The organism is Pseudochelatococcus lubricantis (assembly GCF_011762225.1).
Classification (GTDB): domain Bacteria; phylum Pseudomonadota; class Alphaproteobacteria; order Rhizobiales; family Beijerinckiaceae; genus Pseudochelatococcus; species Pseudochelatococcus lubricantis.
Window position 1 is genome coordinate 97,815 of record NZ_JAASQI010000007.1, and the last position, 17,287, is coordinate 115,101.

The 17,287-nt window shown below is 66.1% G+C and carries 17 protein-coding genes; 10 read left to right on the plus strand and 7 right to left on the minus strand.

Features of this window, described 5'->3' with window-relative positions; all coding sequences use genetic code 11:
* Positions 1-37 precede the first annotated feature (37 nt).
* From FHS82_RS14590 to FHS82_RS14605, 4 genes are all read right to left on the minus strand, one after another.
* Entirely contained in the window at positions 38-844 is an 807-nt protein-coding gene (locus tag FHS82_RS14590; protein ID WP_166954121.1) for an ABC transporter ATP-binding protein, read from the minus strand.
* 62 nt (positions 845-906) lie between these two features.
* Positions 907-1,776 carry an ABC transporter permease gene (locus FHS82_RS14595; protein WP_343042588.1) on the minus strand — a complete coding sequence of 290 codons (870 nt, stop codon included), beginning with the start codon at positions 1,774-1,776 and terminating at the stop codon, positions 907-909.
* Positions 1,777-1,783: 7 nt separating this feature from the next.
* Positions 1,784-2,779 (minus strand): ABC transporter substrate-binding protein, encoded by a 996-nt coding sequence (locus tag FHS82_RS14600; protein ID WP_166954125.1) that lies wholly within the window; start codon positions 2,777-2,779, stop codon positions 1,784-1,786.
* 229 nt (positions 2,780-3,008) lie between these two features.
* Positions 3,009-3,365 carry a hypothetical protein gene (locus FHS82_RS14605; RefSeq protein WP_166954128.1) on the minus strand — a complete coding sequence of 119 codons (357 nt, stop codon included), beginning with the start codon at positions 3,363-3,365 and terminating at the stop codon, positions 3,009-3,011.
* A gap of 198 nt (positions 3,366-3,563) precedes the next feature.
* On the opposite strand from FHS82_RS14605, the gene FHS82_RS14610 reads away from it, so the two are divergent.
* From FHS82_RS14610 to FHS82_RS14650, 9 genes are all read left to right on the plus strand, one after another.
* Complete coding sequence (locus FHS82_RS14610; protein WP_166954131.1) at positions 3,564-4,724, plus strand: mandelate racemase/muconate lactonizing enzyme family protein; 1,161 nt, start codon at positions 3,564-3,566, stop codon at positions 4,722-4,724.
* A gap of 210 nt (positions 4,725-4,934) precedes the next feature.
* Entirely contained in the window at positions 4,935-6,128 is a 1,194-nt protein-coding gene (locus FHS82_RS14615; protein ID WP_166954135.1) for a M24 family metallopeptidase, read from the plus strand.
* Positions 6,129-6,187: 59 nt separating this feature from the next.
* A complete protein-coding gene (locus FHS82_RS14620; RefSeq protein WP_166954138.1) occupies positions 6,188-7,627 on the plus strand; it encodes an amidohydrolase family protein in 1,440 nt (479 codons plus the stop codon).
* A gap of 203 nt (positions 7,628-7,830) precedes the next feature.
* Positions 7,831-8,919 (plus strand): NAD/NADP octopine/nopaline dehydrogenase family protein, encoded by a 1,089-nt coding sequence (locus FHS82_RS14625; protein ID WP_166954142.1) that lies wholly within the window; start codon positions 7,831-7,833, stop codon positions 8,917-8,919.
* On the plus strand, positions 8,916-9,830 hold the full coding sequence (locus FHS82_RS14630; protein ID WP_166954145.1) for a dipicolinate synthase subunit DpsA: 915 nt from the start codon (positions 8,916-8,918) through the stop codon (positions 9,828-9,830). Before FHS82_RS14625 ends, FHS82_RS14630 begins: the two co-directional genes overlap by 4 nt.
* Positions 9,827-11,173 (plus strand): dihydroorotase, encoded by a 1,347-nt coding sequence (locus FHS82_RS14635; protein WP_166954148.1) that lies wholly within the window; start codon positions 9,827-9,829, stop codon positions 11,171-11,173. The genes FHS82_RS14630 and FHS82_RS14635 overlap by 4 nt, the downstream gene beginning before the upstream one ends.
* Positions 11,174-11,178: 5 nt before the next feature.
* A complete protein-coding gene (locus FHS82_RS14640; protein ID WP_166954487.1) occupies positions 11,179-11,856 on the plus strand; it encodes a resolvase in 678 nt (225 codons plus the stop codon).
* A 57-nt stretch (positions 11,857-11,913) separates the two neighbouring features.
* A complete protein-coding gene (thmT, locus tag FHS82_RS14645; protein WP_166954150.1) occupies positions 11,914-12,150 on the plus strand; it encodes a 2-hydroxymuconate tautomerase in 237 nt (78 codons plus the stop codon).
* Positions 12,147-13,136, plus strand: coding sequence for an isochorismatase family protein (locus FHS82_RS14650; RefSeq protein WP_166954152.1), 990 nt, complete (start codon positions 12,147-12,149; stop codon positions 13,134-13,136). Before thmT ends, FHS82_RS14650 begins: the two co-directional genes overlap by 4 nt.
* Positions 13,137-13,160: 24 nt before the next feature.
* Here FHS82_RS14650 and FHS82_RS14655 read toward each other — a convergent pair whose 3' ends face one another.
* The 3 genes from FHS82_RS14655 to FHS82_RS14665 all read right to left on the minus strand — a co-directional run bounded on the left by FHS82_RS14655 (position 13,161) and on the right by FHS82_RS14665 (position 15,605).
* Positions 13,161-14,159 (minus strand): CobW family GTP-binding protein, encoded by a 999-nt coding sequence (locus tag FHS82_RS14655; protein ID WP_166954154.1) that lies wholly within the window; start codon positions 14,157-14,159, stop codon positions 13,161-13,163.
* Positions 14,159-14,641 carry a RidA family protein gene (locus FHS82_RS14660; RefSeq protein WP_166954156.1) on the minus strand — a complete coding sequence of 161 codons (483 nt, stop codon included), beginning with the start codon at positions 14,639-14,641 and terminating at the stop codon, positions 14,159-14,161. The genes FHS82_RS14655 and FHS82_RS14660 overlap by 1 nt, the downstream gene beginning before the upstream one ends.
* Before the next feature lie 94 nt (positions 14,642-14,735).
* On the minus strand, positions 14,736-15,605 hold the full coding sequence (locus FHS82_RS14665; protein ID WP_246225356.1) for a GntR family transcriptional regulator: 870 nt from the start codon (positions 15,603-15,605) through the stop codon (positions 14,736-14,738).
* 288 nt (positions 15,606-15,893) lie between these two features.
* Here FHS82_RS14665 and FHS82_RS14670 point away from each other — a divergent pair, with 288 nt between their 5' ends.
* Positions 15,894-17,282 (plus strand): cytosine deaminase, encoded by a 1,389-nt coding sequence (locus tag FHS82_RS14670; protein WP_166954158.1) that lies wholly within the window; start codon positions 15,894-15,896, stop codon positions 17,280-17,282.
* Positions 17,283-17,287: the final 5 nt, after the last annotated feature.

Below are 17,287 nucleotides of genomic sequence, written 5' to 3' on the forward strand. Positions count from 1 at the left end.
GCGGCAGTGGCCTCCCGGACGCGGTCTCCCCTGACGCTCAATGCGCGACAAGCACGCCCTGGGCCTCGAAGATCTCGCGGATCTTGCGCACGTAGCCCTGATAGCCGGGGTTCTCGTGCGCGTTGCTCCAGCGGCGGGGCCGGGGCATGTCGATCGTCAGATCGAGAGCGATGCGGCCCGGGCGCGGCGACATCACCAGTACGCGGTCGGCGAGAAACACCGCCTCGTCGATGCCGTGGGTGATGAACAGCACGGTGTTGCCGAGCCGCGTCCACATCTCCTGCAGATCCATGATCATCTGTTCGCGCGTCAGGGCATCCAGCGCGCCGAACGGCTCGTCCATCAGCAGCAGGCCGGGCTCCTGAATGAGCGCGCGGCAGATGGCGACGCGCTGGCGCATCCCCCCTGACAGCTCGGAGGGATATTTGTTGCCGAAGCCCTTGAGGCCGACCTGCCGCAGCAGTTCCTCGGCCTTCGGGATGTGACGCTTGACGTCGAGATGCTTGATCTCGATCGGCAGCAGGATGTTGTCGAGCACCGTGCGCCAGTAGAGCAGGAGATCGGATTGGAACACGACACCGATCTTGGGGTGAGGTCTGTTGACGATATGTTGATCGTCGATCTCGATCCGCCCGTCGGAGGCCTCGACAAGCCCCGCCACCAGCGATAGCAGCGTACTCTTGCCGCAACCGCTGGGGCCGACGACGGCGACGAAACTGCCCCGCTCGATCGTGAGGTCGATATTGTCGAGCGCCAGCACGTCGACGTCGTCCCGTGTCTGGTAGGTTTTCACTAGACCGGAAATGGAGACCCGCGCGCCGGCGATCCGGGATGCAACGTTCATTGGCTACTTCCTTTCTGATGATCCGGCTTTCCGAAGGGAACAGCCGGATTGCCGCGCGGTTGTCACCGGGCCGTGTCGCGCCTGAACACCACCTTGGACTCGATGAACGAGAGGATGAAGAAGAGCGTCACCCCAAGCGCCGAAATGGCCGCGACGCTCGCGAAGTTCAGCGTGGTGTCGAACTGGGCATTGGCCTGCAGTTGCAGATAGCCAAGACCGCGTTCCGCCGCCACATACTCACCGATCACCGCGCCGATCACCGAGAGCGAGATCGCCACCTTGCAGCCACCGAAGATGTTGGGCAGTGCAGCCGGCAGGCGCACCTTGCGGAACGTCTGCCACTCGCTCGCTCCCATCGAGCGCGTCAGATCGACGAGGTTCCTGTCGAGGCTTTGCAGCCCGACCACCGTCCCTATCACGATGGGAAACAGCGCGATCAGGAAGGCAAGTGTGATCTTCGGCGCCCATCCATAGCCAAGATAGAGCACGAGCAGCGGCGCAAGCGCCACCTTGGGCACCGTCTGCAGGGCCACCAGCAGGGGGTAGACGGCGGACTGGAACGGAGGCGAATAGAAGATGGCGAGGGCGAGCGGAACGCCGATCAGCACGCCGAGCCCGAAGCCCGCCAGCACCTCGAACAGCGTCACGTAGCCATGCATCGCAAGCAGCGGGAAGTCTTCAACGATCCTTGCGACGATCGCGGCCGGCGTCGGCAGGATGAACTCGGAGAGCCCGGAAAGCGGCACGAGAATCTGCCACAGCAGAAGGATGAAACCGGCGAGCATGATCGCCGAATATCTTTCGAGGACACGGCGCTTGCGCTTCTTGCGGACGGGTACCGCCATCGGGGCCGTCTTGCCGCCACGGCCGGCAAGGGCCTCCCGGGCGTCCGGCTTCAGGGCTTCCGGCTTCAGGACATTGGATCTGGCCACGGCTGCCTCACTCGGAAAGGAGATCGTTCGTATAGAAAGCGGCGGTCGGGCGCGGCTTGCCGAAGTCCGGCTCCGTCGCCAGCAGCGCCAGGGCATTTTCGATGGCCTGTTCGCTGATCCACCCGAGCGGTTTCTCTCCCTGCGCGGGGATGGAGCGCGACGTCTCCACGATCTGCTTTTCAAGCACCTTGTCCGACGGGCTGCCCGCCCAGGCGGCCTTCAGCGCCGTCACAGCCGCCGCCGGATCGGCGCGCGTTGCCTCGATCGCCTCGTTGGTCGCGGCCAGGAACCGGCGCAGGACGTCGCCGCGCTTGCGGATGCCCTCTTCGCTCGCCACGATGGCAAGGCCCGGCACCTCCAGCCCGAACTGCGCGAGATCGAGCACCGGATAGTCGACGCCCGTCCGCTCGGCGAGCAACGGGAGATCGTTGGTCAGATAGACGCTGACGAGATCGATCTTCTTCTGCAGGAACTGGGGCACGCGCGACTGCGAGTCCATCTGCACCTTGCTGAGCTTGCCACAATCGACATTGTTCTTCGCGCACAGAACGGACAGATAGGACGTGCCCGTCTCGCCGACGGCGTGGGCGATCGTCTTGCCCTCAAGTTCGCCGGGCTTCGTCACAGGGTTTTCCGGATGGGAGATGATCACCACCGGCGCGGCAGGCTGATACAGTGCGATCAGCTTGACCGGCATGCCCTTCTGGATCGCGGAAATGGCAAAAATGCCCGGCAGGATAGCCACATCCTCCTGCCCCTGGAGCACCGCGCCGAGCGCCGCCTGGGCCCCCGCGCCCTCGCCGAGGGAGAGCCCGATCTGCTTCTTGCCGTAGAGGTCGCGTTCCTGGCCAAGGTAGAAAAAGGCATACTCGCCCTTGAGCTTCCAGCTGAAACGGGCCTTCACCTGGTCCGCGGCACTGGCGGAGGACATAGCAAGCCCCCCGGCGAATGCGACAGCTGCAATGGTCGCCGCCACTCTCGCGAGCGAACGTTTGAATATCATGTCATTCCCCTTCCTCACGCGCATTTGTCTGCGCTTCATTCTGGACCGGCGCCGTCCATCATGCGGGTCATGACGGGGCCCGTCGGACGTCGCTTTCTTGATCTCATACTGTGATCACAACGATACGCTGTCAAGCTGCTATAATAAACAGGCGGACAATTGGCGAATTGCAGGCCTTCTGCGGGTTTTCGGCCTCTCGCTGATGAACGATTACGCCGATTGCCCGTTTTCAGGGCAGTGATCTGCCGGGTGCGGCAGCACGTCCAGCCTGCGTTTCCGGGCCGTCCTGCTCGCCATCCACAAGGTACAGCGTGCGTTCGAATCGTTCGATCAGCCGATGCATGGCCTCCCGCGCGGACCGGAACGCCGGTGAACCGCCACGCACACGCATGTCGTCGTCGTAAGCCTCACGGCTGGCGAACGCGCATTGCCAGCGCACGACGGGCCCGTCGCCCTCCAGCCTGACATGGATCACGCCCGGGTCGAGGCCAAGCTCCCTGCGTATGGCGCACGCTGCCCGCCGTTGGGCGAGAACGGCCTCCACCTTTTCTTCCTGCGCATGGTAATTCGTGGTTTCCACAATCATGACCGGCTTCTCCATCCCTGGGCTGCGCCCGGATTTCCGATGCGCTTGACGGCCGACATCAAAGATCATATTATGTGATCACACTAAGTGATCTCGCACATTAAAGCACAGCTCCAATCACATCACAATGCCGCCGGCAGCCCGGCTTCTGTCGGCAGAGCCGGCAAACGGCGGCGACCATTGCGGGGGAAAATCGACATGCCAGTCATAAAGTCCGTCGAGACCATGATCGTCCAGTTGCCCACCCGCCGCGAGCACAAGTGGACCGGGCTGACGGAGGTCATCGGGCGCTATGTGATCGTCAGGATCACGGACAGCGACGGGCGCGTCGGCTGGGGCGAGGCGCCGGCGCTCAAGGACTGGGGCGGCGAGTTCGGCCGCTATTTCGGCGAATCCGCACTGATCACGCGCGCCGTCATCGATACCTATCTTGCCCCGGCTATCACGGGCGTCGAGGTCGGCGACATCGTCGAGCTGCACCGGCGCATGGACGCCATCATCCGCGGCTACCCCTATTCCAAGGCGGCGGTCGAGTTTGCGGCCTATGACCTTGCCGGCCGCTGGCTCGACGTTCCCGTCCATGTTCTCCTCGGCGGCCGGGCCCGCACCCGCGTGCCCGTCACCCATTCCATCGGCCTGATATCGGTCGAGGAAGCGGTGGCCGAGGCGGCGCAGCTCGCGCGGGAAGGCATCCGCACCATCAAGATCAAGATCGGCGTCGACCCCGAGCGCGATGTGCGTATCGTGCACGCGGTCCGCGAAGCGGCGGGCGAGCAGATGGAAATCTGCGTCGACGCCAACGAGGGCTACGCCACGCCGGGCGAGGCACTGCAGGTCATCCGCCGCATCGAGCCCTGCCGCATCAAGTATGTCGAGCAGCCGACGATGGGCATCGAGCGCATCTCCGAAGTCGCGCGCAAGATCGATATTCCGGTCATGGCAGATGAATCGGCCTGGAACGCTCACGACGTGCTCCAGATCATCCGCGAAGGCACGGTGCAGATCGTCTCCATCTACACCACGAAATCAGGTGGGCTCTACAAGGCGCAGGAGGTTGCCGCCGTCTGCCGGGCGGCGGGCATCGTCTGCAACGTGAACGGCTCCATCGAGACCGGCATCGGCAATCTTGCCAACGTGCAGCTCGCCCTCGCCTCGCCTGCTGTCACCCTGTCGTGCGTCATACCCGTCTCCGTTCCGGCCGAGGCGCAGACCGGCCAGATCGGCGGCATCTACTACAAGGACGACCTGCTTGCCGGGCCGATGCGCCTGGTCGACGGCGCCATCGAGGCACCGACCGGACCGGGCATGGGCATCGATGTCGACGAGCGCAAGATCGAGCAATACCGCGTGCGCGACTGACGGCGGCGCCGTGGCGCATCGGCGGGGATCGGCGACGCGGCAAGGCCGGAACACCGGCCAGCCGACCTCGCGAGGTTTGTCAGGGGCTCCAGAGCGCATGCCGATCGAACGGAAGCATTCGATCGAAAAAACCCATTATAAATCAAATAATTATATCGTGTCGGCGTTTCCGTGAAACGATGACACGATCTGGATGCAGAGGGAACGATAATGCGACCGGAAATCATCGAGAAGCAGAAGAAGGCCATGGCTGAGCACGGGCTTGACGCCATCGTCTCCGTATCGCCGGAAAATTTTGCCTATGTCACGGGTTTCGTGGTGCCTTCCCAGCCGCTGATCCGCCATCGCCACGCCTTCGCGGTGGTGACGGCCGATGGCGGCGTCTCGCTCGTCGGCGTCGACATGGAGGCCGGCACCATCCGCCGCCGCGCTCCGGACACCCCGTTGCGGGTATGGGCGGAGTTTTCCGACGATGCGATGACCGTTCTCGCGGAGGAGCTGCGCGCACGCGGACTGGCGAGGGCTCACATCGGGCTGGAGATGGATTATCTGCCGGCCGGCGACTTCGCCCGCCTGAGGGCGGCGCTGCCCGACGCCGCGTTCACACGCGCCGAAAACGTCCTCGCGCGGCTGCGCCAGATCAAGACGGCGGAGGAGATCGCCCTGCTGCGCCGCCTGTCGCGCATCGCCGACCAGGCGATCACCGACGCCCTCGCCGCCGTCGACGCGGGCGACACGGAGATGGACATCGCGGGCCACCTCACGCGCAACGTCTATGCGCTCGGCGCCGAACATTTCAAGCTGATGATCGTGGCCACCGGCGAGCGCAGCATGCTGCCGAATGTCGGACCGAGCGAACGGGTGCTGCGGCATGGCGACGTTTGCCGCGTCGAAATCTTCTCGGTCATCGGCGGCTATCAGGCCGGCGTCTGCCGCACTGCCTTCGTCGGCGAGGCCCCGCCCCATGCCGGGCGGATCTGGAGCCACCTCGTCGAATGCAAGTACGAGATCATGAACATGGTGAAGCCCGGTGCGAGCTGCCGTGCCATCTACGACGCCTTCTGCGCGAAACTGGCGCAGCTCGACCTGCCGCCCATTTCCTTCGTCGGCCACGGCATCGGCCTGCATCTGCACGAAGATCCCTATCTCGGCACGACGCCGATCCTGGGCGCGCCGGGGAGCGACGCCGTCATCGAGGAAAACATGGTGCTGGGCTTCGAGCCCCTCTGCTATGATACCGGCCACGGCTTCGGCATGCAGAACAAGGACATGCTGCTCGTCACCGCCACCGGTTCCGAGCTTCTGTCCGATTATGCCGACACCGATGCCCTGATCCGCACCGGAACCGCGCGGGCAGGCAACGCCGCGGGCCGGGAGGATGCCGCGCGCGCCGCCGTCGCCTGAGCGGCGGCAGCACGCTCGCCGCCCCATCCTTTTCGTCACGTTACAGCGGGAGCCCGTCAATGCGCACCCTGATCCGGAACCTGAATTTCCTGTTTACCGTCGACGAGAGCGACACGGTCCTGCGCAATGCCAGCATCGTCATCGATGCCGACCGCATCGCGGATATCGGCCCGGCCGCCGCCATCGCCGACCGGCATGCGCCGGAGAGCTTCGATCAGGTGATCGACGGCAGCATGCTCGGCATGTGTCCGGGCTTCGTCGACAGCCATGTGCACCTGTCCGAAACCCTGTCGCGGGCAGCCTTCCCCGACAATCTCAACACCCGCGCCTGGGTGTTCCACTGGGCGAAGCCCTTCTACGCCCACATCACGGCCGAGGACGAGTACTGGGGCGCGCTGCTCGGCATCACCGAGATGCTGCGCGGCGGCACGACCTGCTTCCTCGACATGGGCTCGCAATACGACCCCGGCATCGTCGTCCGCGCCATGGAGCCGACCGGCATCCGCGGTATCACCGGCCGCCACGCCGCCGACAACCGCCCTGCGGAACTGCCGCGCGGCTGGACGGAAGAAATGGCCGACCATCATTTCTTTCCCGATGCGCAGACCGCGCTTCGGGAACTCGAAGCCTGCGTCGTCAAGTATAACGGCGCGCTCGACGGACGCGCGCGCTGCTGGGTCAATATCGAGGGCAAGGAGCCCTGCACCCTGGAACTGCATGTCGGTGCCGTGGCGCTGGCTGAGAAGCTCGGCGTCGGCACGACGTATCACCTCACGACCTCCATCGAGGAGGCCAGGGTGTGCGAGAGCAAATACGGCTGCTGGCCCATCACGCGCATCGATCGCGTCGGCGGCATCCGTCGCAATCTCGTCATCGCCCATTGCGCGGCGGTGACGGATGAGGAAGTGCAACTGCTGGCCGAGCGCGGCGCGGGGGTGGCCTTCTGCCCCTGCTCGTCCTTCAAGCTCGGCAAGGGCGCGACGGCCATCGGCAAATATCCGGAAATGGCGCAGGCGGGCGTCAAGGTCGGCCTCGGCACCGACGGCGTGTCGGCGGCCGGCAACCTGAACCTCATGCGCCAGATGCTGCTCGTCGCAGGCATGTTCAAGGACGCGCGCATCAAGCCGGACGTTTTCACGGCGAGGCAGGCGCTGCGCGCCGCCACCATCGAGGGCGCGAAGGCGCTGCTGTGGGACGACGAGATCGGCTCGCTGGAAATCGGCAAGAAGGCTGACTTCGTGCTGTTCGATCTCGATCACGTCGAATGGACGCCTTTCCACGATCCGCTGCAGGCGCTCGTGTTCTCCGCCTCCACAGCCTCCGTCAGCCAGACATGGGTCAACGGCGTGAAGGTCTACGGCGAGGGCAAGGTGCATGGCGTCGACGAGCGCCACGTGCGGCGGAAGGCGCGCGAGCTGGCCGCCGCCGCCGTGGTGCGCGCCGGCCTCCACAAGGACGACGTGGAAACGGCCACGACGCTCTACGACGAGGGCAACTGAAAGGCGGCGGGCGCCGGCGCCCGCCATCCCGGGGGAAGTCATGCCCGGCCCGTGTACCGCGCTTGACATTCCCTTATGTGATCATAAACTGTGATCAAATAAAACCGCCAACAGCACGGATGACAAGAATTCGGCTGCACGAACAGCCGAGGGGAACAGGGCCGGCGCGTGGCCGCCGGCGATAGCGGACGTTGGAGGAGTGGATGAAGATTGCGGTATTGGGCGCGGGTGCAGGCGGCGCGGCGGCAGCGAGCGAGCTGTTTCTCGCCGGGCACGACGTCCATCTCTGGGCGCGCTCGCCGGAAACGCTTGCCCCCCATCAGGCGGCGGGCGGCGTGGAATATGAGGGCGTGCTTGGCACGGGCCTCGCAAAAATGGCCCGCATCACGAGCGACGTCGCGGCGGCGATCGAGGACGTCGATGCGGCGGTGATTGCACTGCCGACCTTTTCGCATGCGCCGATGGCGGCGACGCTGGCGCGGGCCGGGTGGTCCGCCGGCAAGCCCATCATCCTCAACCCCGGCCATACCGGCGGTGCGCTGGAATTCTCGCATGCTTTCCGGAGCGCGGGAGCCGCACCGCCGCCGGTGGTCGCCTTTTCGACGCTGACCTATGTCGCGCGCAAATACCGCCCCGACGGCGTCACCGTCAGCGGACGCGCCCGGCAGGTTCGCGCGGCGGCGCTGGGCGGCGGGGCGGCGGAGCTTGATCTGGCGGCGCACCTGTTTCCGGGCGCGGCGCCAGTGCGCGACGTGCTGGCGGCGGATCTCAGCAGCACCAATCTTGTGCTGCACCCGCCCGGCGCCGTGCTGGGCGCGGCCTGGGTCGAGGCGACCGGCGGCGACTTCACGTTCTACGTCGAAGGCATGACGGACGGTGTCGCGCGCACCATGCGCCGGCTGGACGGGGAGCGGCTTGCGGTGGCGCAGGCCTTTGGCCACGCGCTTCCCGACCTCATCGGCGAGATGCAGCTTGTCGGCACGGTCGAGGCGGATTTTGACGATCCGGGCAACTACCGGGCGGCGATCGCCGGCGGCGAGGCGAACCGCCGCATCATGGCCCCCGACTCTTTCAAACACCGTTATTACCGCGAGGATTTCGGCCACGGCCTGCTGCCATTCATCGAACTGGCACGCATCGCCGGTGTCGACGTGCCGGTCGCCGAGGCGCTCTACACGCTGGCGGAGACTGCCGTCGGCGTCGATTACCGGCAGGGCGGGCGCACGGCGCAGGCGATGGGCATCGCCGGCCTGTCGAAGGATCAGCTTCTGGAAAAAGTGAGGGCGTCATGACCCGGCAAGACAGCTGGCAAGATAGCTGGAACGACATCACCATCGCCGTCGTCGCCGGCGACGCGCGCGAGCAGGAAATCGCCCGCTGCGCCCGCGACGCGGGCGCCAGCGTGCGCGCCTTCGGCTTTCCCTGGCCCGAAGGCGGCATCAAGGGCGTGACGCTCGCGGACAGCCTTGAGCAGGCGTTGAATGGCGCCGACATCGCCCTCTTTCCCATTCCCGGCATCGCGCCGGACGGGGCACTGTTTGCACCTGCGGCGGGCGGGCGGATCATCCCGACCCGAGAGGCGCTCGCCGGCATGAAGCAGCCCGGCCATATCATCCTCGGCTGGGCGGACGCCAATCTGAAGGCCCATTGCGAAGCGCTCGGGATCACGCTGCACGAGTACGAGTGGGACGTCGACCTGATGCTGCTGCGCGGTCCGGCCATCGTCGAGGGTGTTCTCAAGGTGCTCATCGAGAACACCGACATCACCATTCACAGGGCCGATATCCTGCTCGTCGGACAGGGCACGATCGGCTCGCTGCTCACTCACACACTGGTTTCCCTCGGCGCGCGGGTGCATGTGGCGGCGCGCAATCCCGTCCAGCGCGCAGCCGCCTATGCGGCGGGGGCGGAGTCGTGGAGCCTGGAGGATTTGCCGTCGCTGCTGCCGCGCATGGACATGGTCATCGGCAGCGTGCCCAAACAGATCATCGGACGTGATCTGCTGGCGACGCTGCGGCCGTCGACGCTGCTCGTCGACATCGCCGCCCCGCCAGGCACCATCGACCGGGAGGCGGCGGCAGCGCTCGGCCTCAAGGCGGTATGGGCGCGCGGCATGGGCGCGCGGGCGCCGGTCACGGTCGGCCGCAGCCAGTGGAGCGGCATCAGGAGACGCATCGCGGAACTGCGGGAGAAGCGGGCATGAAAGTCGATCTGGTTATCAGGAATGCGCGCGTGGTGCGCCACGACGGCGAATTTCATGGCGGGGTCGCCGTGCATGACGGAAAGATCGCGCTCACCGGCAGGGACGACCTTCTGCCCGACGCGCATCGCATCATCGACGCAAAAGGGCTGGTGCTGATGCCGGGCCTCATCGATCCCCATTGCCATCTGGGGGTCAAGTTCCCGTTCGATGAGGACATGCGCACCGAAACAGCCGCCGCCGCATCGGGCGGGGTGACGACGGCGCTGCTCTATATCCGCAACCTGAAGGAATCCTACCTGCCGTTCTACGCGGAGCGCAGGGCGATCGGCGAGGCCAATGCAGCCATCGATTTCGGCTTCCACTTCGGCATCCAGCGCGAGGAGCACATCGCGGAGATACCGGAGCTTGTCGCGAAAACCGGCGTCCGCTCGTTCAAGTGCTATTTCGGCTACGAGCCCGACAACCCCATCGGCATCGTCCCCGCCACCGATGGCTGGGTCTACGCGGCGATGCGCATCCTGGCGAAAATCCCCGGCGGGGTCATCAACGTCCATTGCGAGAACACCCAGATCGCCGCCTGGGTGAAGAAGGAGATGATCGCCACCGGCCGGCAGGATCTCGGCGCCTATACCGAATCCCGCCCTGCGCTGTGCGAGGTCGAGACCATCCGTCGCATGATCTTTCTGGCGGAGAAGACGGGCTGCTCCCTGCATCTCGTCCACACCTCCGTGGGCATGGGCCCCGTGCTGGCGGCGGAAGCACAGGCGCGCGGCATCGAGGTCACGGTCGAGACCTGCCCGCACTACCTGACGCGCACCTGCTATGACGAGGATCTCGACATGCGGGCCAAGATCTCGCCGCCGCTGCGCGACCGCTCCGAGCTGGAAGGCCTGTGGGCGGGCATCCTCAACGGTTCCGTCTACAGCCTGGGCACCGACCACGTTCCCTTCCTGCCGAAGAAGCTGGAAGACATCTGGACCGAGTTCCCGGGCGTGGTCAGCTTTCCCTGGGAATTGCCGCTGATGCTGCATTTCGGCGTACATCAGCGCGGGCTGCCGCTGTCGCGCCTCGTGACGCTCAATTCCTACAACCCTGCCCGCCGCTTCGGGCTGTGGCCGCGCAAGGGCGATATCGATGCGGGCTTCGATGCCGATCTCGTTCTTGTCGATCCGGACGAGGAGCGCACGGTGCGTCACACCGGCAAGGGCACCTGCATCTACGAGGGCTGGACGCTCAGGGGCTGGCCGGTGCTCACCGTCGCGCGCGGCGAGGTGGTCTATGAAGACGGCGCCGTCGACGACAGGCACTTCGGCCGCGGCCGCTGCGTGACGGTGCCGGCGTGAGCGCCATGCCGGAAGCGGCCGCCCTGCCCGATCTCGCAGGCCGCCTGCCGCTGCTGCCCGAACGCCGCAGCGCCGGCGCGCACGTCGCCGATCTCGCCGCACGCGGGACAACGATCCGGCAGGAGCGGCTCTCCGGCATCCACAATCCGTGGGGGCTCGCGGATGCCATCACCGATCCATGGGCCTTTCTCGACCTGTGTGAAAGCGCGCCCGTCGTGGCGACGGCCCAGTCGCTACTCGGGCCGGACATCCTGCTGTGGGACAGCGAGCTGTATCTCGACGGTGCGCACTATTGCAGTTTCCTGCGGGAAGACCGCGAGGGACGTTACTGGCCGGCCACGCCGCTTGCCGGCGCCGTGATACTGGTCGCTTTCGAGGACCGGGAAACCGCCATCGAGGCGATTGATATCGCGGCCATCGGCCGGGGTACCGTTCCGCAACTGGCCGCGCGCGGCGCTGGTAGGCCGCTCTATGTCATCCGCGTCATGCCCGCAACGAGCCATTACGACCGCGATCCGCGCAGCCCCGCCAACCGGTGCTGCATGGAGGAACAGGTGCTGATCAACTACACGAACCGCCCGCTATGGCTGCTGGCCGGTGAAAACCGGGGCGGCAGCGATCTCGTGCGCGGCTTCTCGATGACCGTCCCGGTGTGGATCGAGGCCGTCGCGCCAGCCGCCTAACGCCGGGTTTCGATGAAAGGGCCGCAGAACCGGCCGAGCGATAAGGGGAATTAACCGATGCCATTCGTCATCGTCGAAATGTGGGAAGGCCGCACCGTCGAGCAGAAACGCAATCTGGTGCGTGCCATCACCGATGCCATGGTCAATGAGGCCGCCTGCAAGCCGGACCACCTGCATGTGGTCATCCACGAAACACCGAAGGCAAGCTGGGGCCGGGCCGGCGTTCTCGGCATCGACATGCAGGAAAACAAGCAGGCGCAGGCAGCCGCGGACGCAGAGGAGAAGGGGCAATGAGTCTCGACGTACTGGAGCCGGGCAAATCCGCCCTTCTCGTGATCGATCTGCAGAACGCCTTCATCCATGAGGAAGGCACACTCGGCGTTTCGGGTGTCGACACCCGCCGCCTGTCGGCCATCGTGCCGCCGCTGAAGACGCTGATCGAGCGCTTCCAGCAGGCCGATATTCCCGTACTGTGGACGCTGCAGGAGCACTTCGCGACCGATCACAGCCGTGCCGGGAAGAAGCTTGCGAACCACACCGCGCGCCGCAAGCAGATTTCCGCGCTCGCCAACACCTGGGACGAGGAAATCGTCGACGAGCTGAAGGACCTTGCCGCTGTCAATCCCGCCCATGTCATCCGCAAGCACCGTTTCGGCGCCTTCCACGAAACCCGGCTGGAGATCCTGCTGCGGATACTGGGCGTGCGGCACCTGTTCGTCACCGGCGCCACGACGAACGCCTGCGTCGAGACCTCCATCCGGGAGGCCTATCTGCGCGATCTCGACGTCGTTGCCGTTGACGACTGCATCGCCGGCGTCAACGGCACGTGGGAGACGACGGCGAAGGAGGTCTGGCAGCAATATTTCTGCGAGCTGTCGACCAGCGCGGAAGTCGCGTCGTGGATCGATGAGAAGAGCAGGCCGCGCGTGCTCGAATACGGCCACCAGTTGATCATGGTCGAGGACATCGACCGGTCGGTGGACTTCTACACGCGGTTGCTCGGCTTCAGCATCCGCCCGGCCAAGCCGCTGGCGGACGGGCGCCCCTTCACCGCCTTCCGGCAGGGCATCGCCCTGATCGCAGGCAAGGAGGCGGGCCATCGCCAGATCGATCACATCGCCTTCGAAGTCAATGACGTGCGCGGCCTTGCTGCCCGGCTGAAAGAGGCTGACGTGCATTTCTTCAACGATCTGCACGACGGCCCCTATGGCCTGTCGATCTATGTCCGCGATCCCGACGGCACCAAGATCGAGCTTTACGAGACCGGGGCCGCCGCCTGACCGGAAGGGACGCCGGCCGAGCCCTCAGCTCAGCCGGCTTTCCAGCGATCTCTGGATCGCCGTCCGGGTCAGGTCGCGCGCGATGAAGACGAGGCCGGTCCGCGTCGCGCCCGCCGGCCACGCCGGCAAAGTCTCCAGCGGAAACACGCGCTGCTGCACCCCCTGCACCACATGCGGCAGGTCGCTGCCGGTGACGGCCAGAAGGCCCTTGACCCGCAGAATGGACTCGCCCCGGGCGGCAAGCAGCAGTTCGAGCCATTCGATGAAAGCGGCGCGCGGCACCGGGCAGTCGAGCGAAACGGTGAAGGAGCCGATACCGTCGCTATGCGACGTCCAACTGGCGGAGAAGCCGCTTCCGGCGGGGAGCGGATCGTCCTGCGGCCGGAGGGCGAACAGGTCGGCGAAGCGCGGCGCCGCCTGCATGGAAAGCCGCACCGGCGGCGCCAGCGGGTTGAGGCCAGCAAGCGTCCGCTCCAGCACAGCGATCCCGTCGTCGTCGGCGATATCCGTTTTCGTGATCAGCAGCCGGCTGGCCAGCGCCACCTGCTGGCGCGCCTCGACAAAGCCTTGCAGGCTTTGCATCCCGCTCACCGCATCGACGGCGGTGGCGACGACACCGGGCGCGAAATGCACGTTCAGCGCCCGGTCGCTGACGACGGCGCCGAGGATCGGCCCCGGATCGGCCAGACCGCTCGTCTCCACCACGATGCGGCGAAAGGGCGGGATGGCGCCGGACGCCGCGCCTTCGAGCAGATCGATGAGCGTCGACGTGAGATCCCCCCTCACCCCGCAGCACAGGCAGCCCGACGACAGCAGAACCACATCCTCCGCCACATCCCGCACCAGGACGTGATCGAGCCCGATCTCGCCGAACTCGTTGATGATGACTGCGGTGTCGGCGAACTCGGGACTCTGCAGAAGCCGCCGCAGAATGGTCGTCTTGCCGCTGCCGAGAAAGCCCGTCAGCACATGGAGCGGAATCCTGCCGCCCGCGCCGGATCGCGGCGGAAGCGCCAGCGCCATCAGGAAACCTCGAAGATGGCATCGACTTCCACGGGCACGCCGCGCGGCAGCGACGACACGCCGACGGCCGCCCGGGCGTGGCGGCCGGCATCGCCGAAAACCGCTACCATGAGATCGGAAGCACCGTTGAGTACCTGCGGATGCCGGGTGAAATCAGGCGTCGCGTTGACGAAGCCGCCCAGCCGCACGACGCCCGTGACGCGGTCGAGATCGCCATCGAGCGCCGCCTTCACCTGCGCGATGATATTGATGGCGCACAGGCGGGCGGCCGCCTGTCCCTGTTCGACGTCATAGGTGTCGCCGAGCCTGCCGGTGAAGGCGTCCTTGCCGTCGACATGCGGCACCTGCCCGGAGACGTGGAGCAGATTGCCCGTCCTGCGTGTCGGGACATAATTGGCCGCCGGTGCGACGGGCGACGGAAGATCGATGCCCAGTTCCGCCAGACGGGTTGTCACGCGATGGCCCGTGTTATTATTGTCCATGCCGATGTTTCCTCCCTGATTATGCGCATCACACCGGGGGTCGGTCCCGCTTCGGTAAAATCCGGCACCCGGCCTGGCGTGAGACTGGCGACAGTCACGCCCCCCTTGCAGACGGATAGGTCAGCGCGCCGGCGCGCGCGATGAACGGCAGATCCGCAATGCCGGACTCGCCGGTGACGCTCAACAGCGCTGCGCAGGTGCTGCGGATGTCGCCGACGATGGCCTGCCGCACGCCCGCGCCGTCGCCCGCGCGCAGCGCGTCAACGACGTGCTCGTGGTGCGAGGCGTCCCACGGCATGGAGGGTATGAGCAGCGACATGTACATCGTCGGGCCGAACTGGAGCCAGAGCGACTCGATCAGCGGCACCAGCACGTCCGATCCCGAGGCCTCATACAGCATGAAATGGAACTGCTGGTTGAGCGACAGGCATCCCAGGATATCGCGCTTGTCGATCGCCGCGTGCAGTTCGTTGTTGATCCTGAGAAGATCGTCCGCCAGCGTCAGCCCGCCGTGCTTTGCCGCCCATTCGCCTGCCGTTCCCTCCACCACCTCGCGCACGGCGAAGAGATCGCGCAGCCGCGCCGGCCGCAGCCGGGGAACGCGGGCCGATCCGCTAGGCATCTCCTCCAGGGCATTGGCCGCCACCAGCCGGCTCAGCACCTCGCGCACCGGCATGGCGCTCGTGCCGAATTCCGCCGCGAGCTTGCGCAGGCTCATGACCTCGCCGGGCAGGAAGGCGCCGATCATCAACCCGCGACGCATGCGGCTCATGACCGTTCCGTAGACATGGCGGCGTTCCCGCTTCTGCGGCGATTCCTCCGGATCAGGGCTCTTCCGCTCCGGCGCCGGGTCCATGTCCCGGCCTACCATGTCCCGGCCTACCATGTCCCGGCCCACCACGTCCCGGCTCATGTCCTGCGGATCGAAGTCCGCCTGTTCCCGCCCCGGTTTGTCGCGCCCCATGTTCACACCTCATAGCTCGGGAGGACACTGCCGGCGCGGGATGATCCTCCGCCGGATCGCATCGGGCTCCACGCCTTCCGATCCGCTGCACGCCGCTTCATCGCTGGCCCGCCGATGCCGATATTGACAGAAATCAAAATGTGATCTCATACTGTGATCAATAAATGATCTTCTCGCCACATGCAAGATCTCCCGACGACCGTTCGTGCAAAGGTATTCCCGTAGGGGGATAGGCAACGCCCGGGAAGGCAGATCGGGGAAGGCAGATCGGGGAACGCGGATATCGTGATGATCGCTGACATCCGGACGATGGCGGATATCCGTGACGCCATCCGGCGCGGCGCGGCGGCCGGCGGCTACGTGCTCACCAATGCCCGCATCCCGGCAGCCGTACTGGCCGCCGATCTCCCGGGCCAGGAGACGGCCGCCACCGGCTTCGTCACCGCCGATCTCCACATCGCGGGTGGAGGCATCCGCGGAATCGTCCCGCGCGACATGTCTGCGCGCGAACCGTGGGCGCCGGATGTCGCCCGCCCCGCGCCCTGTGCGGTCATCGACCTGCGCGGCAGGATCGTGCTGCCGCCGTTCGTGGATTGCCACGCCCATCTCGACAAGGGACATATCCTGCCACGCACCGCGGACGGCGACGGCACGCTGCCCACGGCCATCGCAGTGACTGCGGCCGACCGCACCCACTGGACGCCGGCCGACCTGCGCCGGCGCATGGGCTTCGCGCTGCGCTGCGCGCATCACCATGGCACAGCGTCCATGCGCACGCATATCGATTCCCAACCTGGCCAGTATCGGGTGTCATGGGAGGTGTTCGAGGAATTGCGCGATACCTGGCGGGGACGGATCGCCCTGCAGGGCGCGAGCCTCTTCAGCATCGAATACGTTCGCGACGAGACCTTCTTCACGGAAGTCTGCCGGCGTGTCGGCCGCGCGGGCGGCGCGCTCGGCGCGGTCGTGTTCCCTACGCCCGACGTGGACGACCTGCTGGAGCGCATGTTCCGCGCCGCGTCCGATCATGGGCTCCCGCTCGACTTTCATGCCGACGAGACCAGCGATCCGTCCTCGAACATGCTGGAGCGCATTGCCGACCGGGCTCTTGCGCGCGCGGAATCGCCGCCGGTTCTCGTCGGCCATTGCTGTTCGCTCGCCGTGCAGGACGAGAACGACCGAAGGCGCACACTGGAAAAGGTGGCGCGGGCCGGGCTCGGAATCGTGTCGCTGCCCCTGTGCAATCTCCATCTTCAAGACCGGCGCCACGATGCCACGACACCGCGCTGGCGAGGCATTACCGCCATCCACGAAATGCACGAACAGGGCATCCCCGTGGCGATCGCCTCGGACAACACGCGCGACCCCTTCCACCCCTTCGGCGATCTCGATATGATGGAGGTCTTCCGCATCGGCGTCCGCGTCATGCATCTCGACCGTGCCCCCGGCAGTTGGATCGACACGGTCAACACCCTCCCCGCGAAGCTCATCGGTATCGCAGGCGGCCCGCTTTGCACCGGAGCCGGGGCGGATCTCGTCATCTGCGAAGGACGTTCCTGGTCGGAGTTGCTGTCACGGCCGCAGGCCGCCCGCATCGTGGTCGCCGGCGCCAGCCCGCTCGACAGCCCCCTGCCCGACTATGCCGAACTCGACGAATCTCCCAACGAGATGGTCTAGAGCGC

What these genes read in the sequence shown, in the direction of transcription:
- FHS82_RS14590 (WP_166954121.1), bottom strand. Translation starts at nt 844, where the DNA reads ATGAACGTTGCATCCCGGATCGCCGGCGCGCGGGTCTCCATTTCCGGT.
- FHS82_RS14600 (WP_166954125.1), bottom strand. Translation starts at nt 2,779, where the DNA reads ATGATATTCAAACGTTCGCTCGCGAGAGTGGCGGCGACCATTGCAGCT.
- FHS82_RS14605 (WP_166954128.1), bottom strand. Translation starts at nt 3,365, where the DNA reads ATGATTGTGGAAACCACGAATTACCATGCGCAGGAAGAAAAGGTGGAG.
- FHS82_RS14610 (WP_166954131.1), top strand. Translation starts at nt 3,564, where the DNA reads ATGCCAGTCATAAAGTCCGTCGAGACCATGATCGTCCAGTTGCCCACC.
- FHS82_RS14615 (WP_166954135.1), top strand. Translation starts at nt 4,935, where the DNA reads ATGCGACCGGAAATCATCGAGAAGCAGAAGAAGGCCATGGCTGAGCAC.
- FHS82_RS14620 (WP_166954138.1), top strand. Translation starts at nt 6,188, where the DNA reads ATGCGCACCCTGATCCGGAACCTGAATTTCCTGTTTACCGTCGACGAG.
- FHS82_RS14625 (WP_166954142.1), top strand. Translation starts at nt 7,831, where the DNA reads ATGAAGATTGCGGTATTGGGCGCGGGTGCAGGCGGCGCGGCGGCAGCG.
- FHS82_RS14630 (WP_166954145.1), top strand. Translation starts at nt 8,916, where the DNA reads ATGACCCGGCAAGACAGCTGGCAAGATAGCTGGAACGACATCACCATC.
- FHS82_RS14635 (WP_166954148.1), top strand. Translation starts at nt 9,827, where the DNA reads ATGAAAGTCGATCTGGTTATCAGGAATGCGCGCGTGGTGCGCCACGAC.
- FHS82_RS14640 (WP_166954487.1), top strand. Translation starts at nt 11,179, where the DNA reads ATGCCGGAAGCGGCCGCCCTGCCCGATCTCGCAGGCCGCCTGCCGCTG.
- thmT (WP_166954150.1), top strand. Translation starts at nt 11,914, where the DNA reads ATGCCATTCGTCATCGTCGAAATGTGGGAAGGCCGCACCGTCGAGCAG.
- FHS82_RS14650 (WP_166954152.1), top strand. Translation starts at nt 12,147, where the DNA reads ATGAGTCTCGACGTACTGGAGCCGGGCAAATCCGCCCTTCTCGTGATC.
- FHS82_RS14655 (WP_166954154.1), bottom strand. Translation starts at nt 14,159, where the DNA reads ATGGCGCTGGCGCTTCCGCCGCGATCCGGCGCGGGCGGCAGGATTCCG.
- FHS82_RS14660 (WP_166954156.1), bottom strand. Translation starts at nt 14,641, where the DNA reads ATGGACAATAATAACACGGGCCATCGCGTGACAACCCGTCTGGCGGAA.
- FHS82_RS14665 (WP_246225356.1), bottom strand. Translation starts at nt 15,605, where the DNA reads ATGGGGCGCGACAAACCGGGGCGGGAACAGGCGGACTTCGATCCGCAG.
- FHS82_RS14670 (WP_166954158.1), top strand. Translation starts at nt 15,894, where the DNA reads ATGATCGCTGACATCCGGACGATGGCGGATATCCGTGACGCCATCCGG.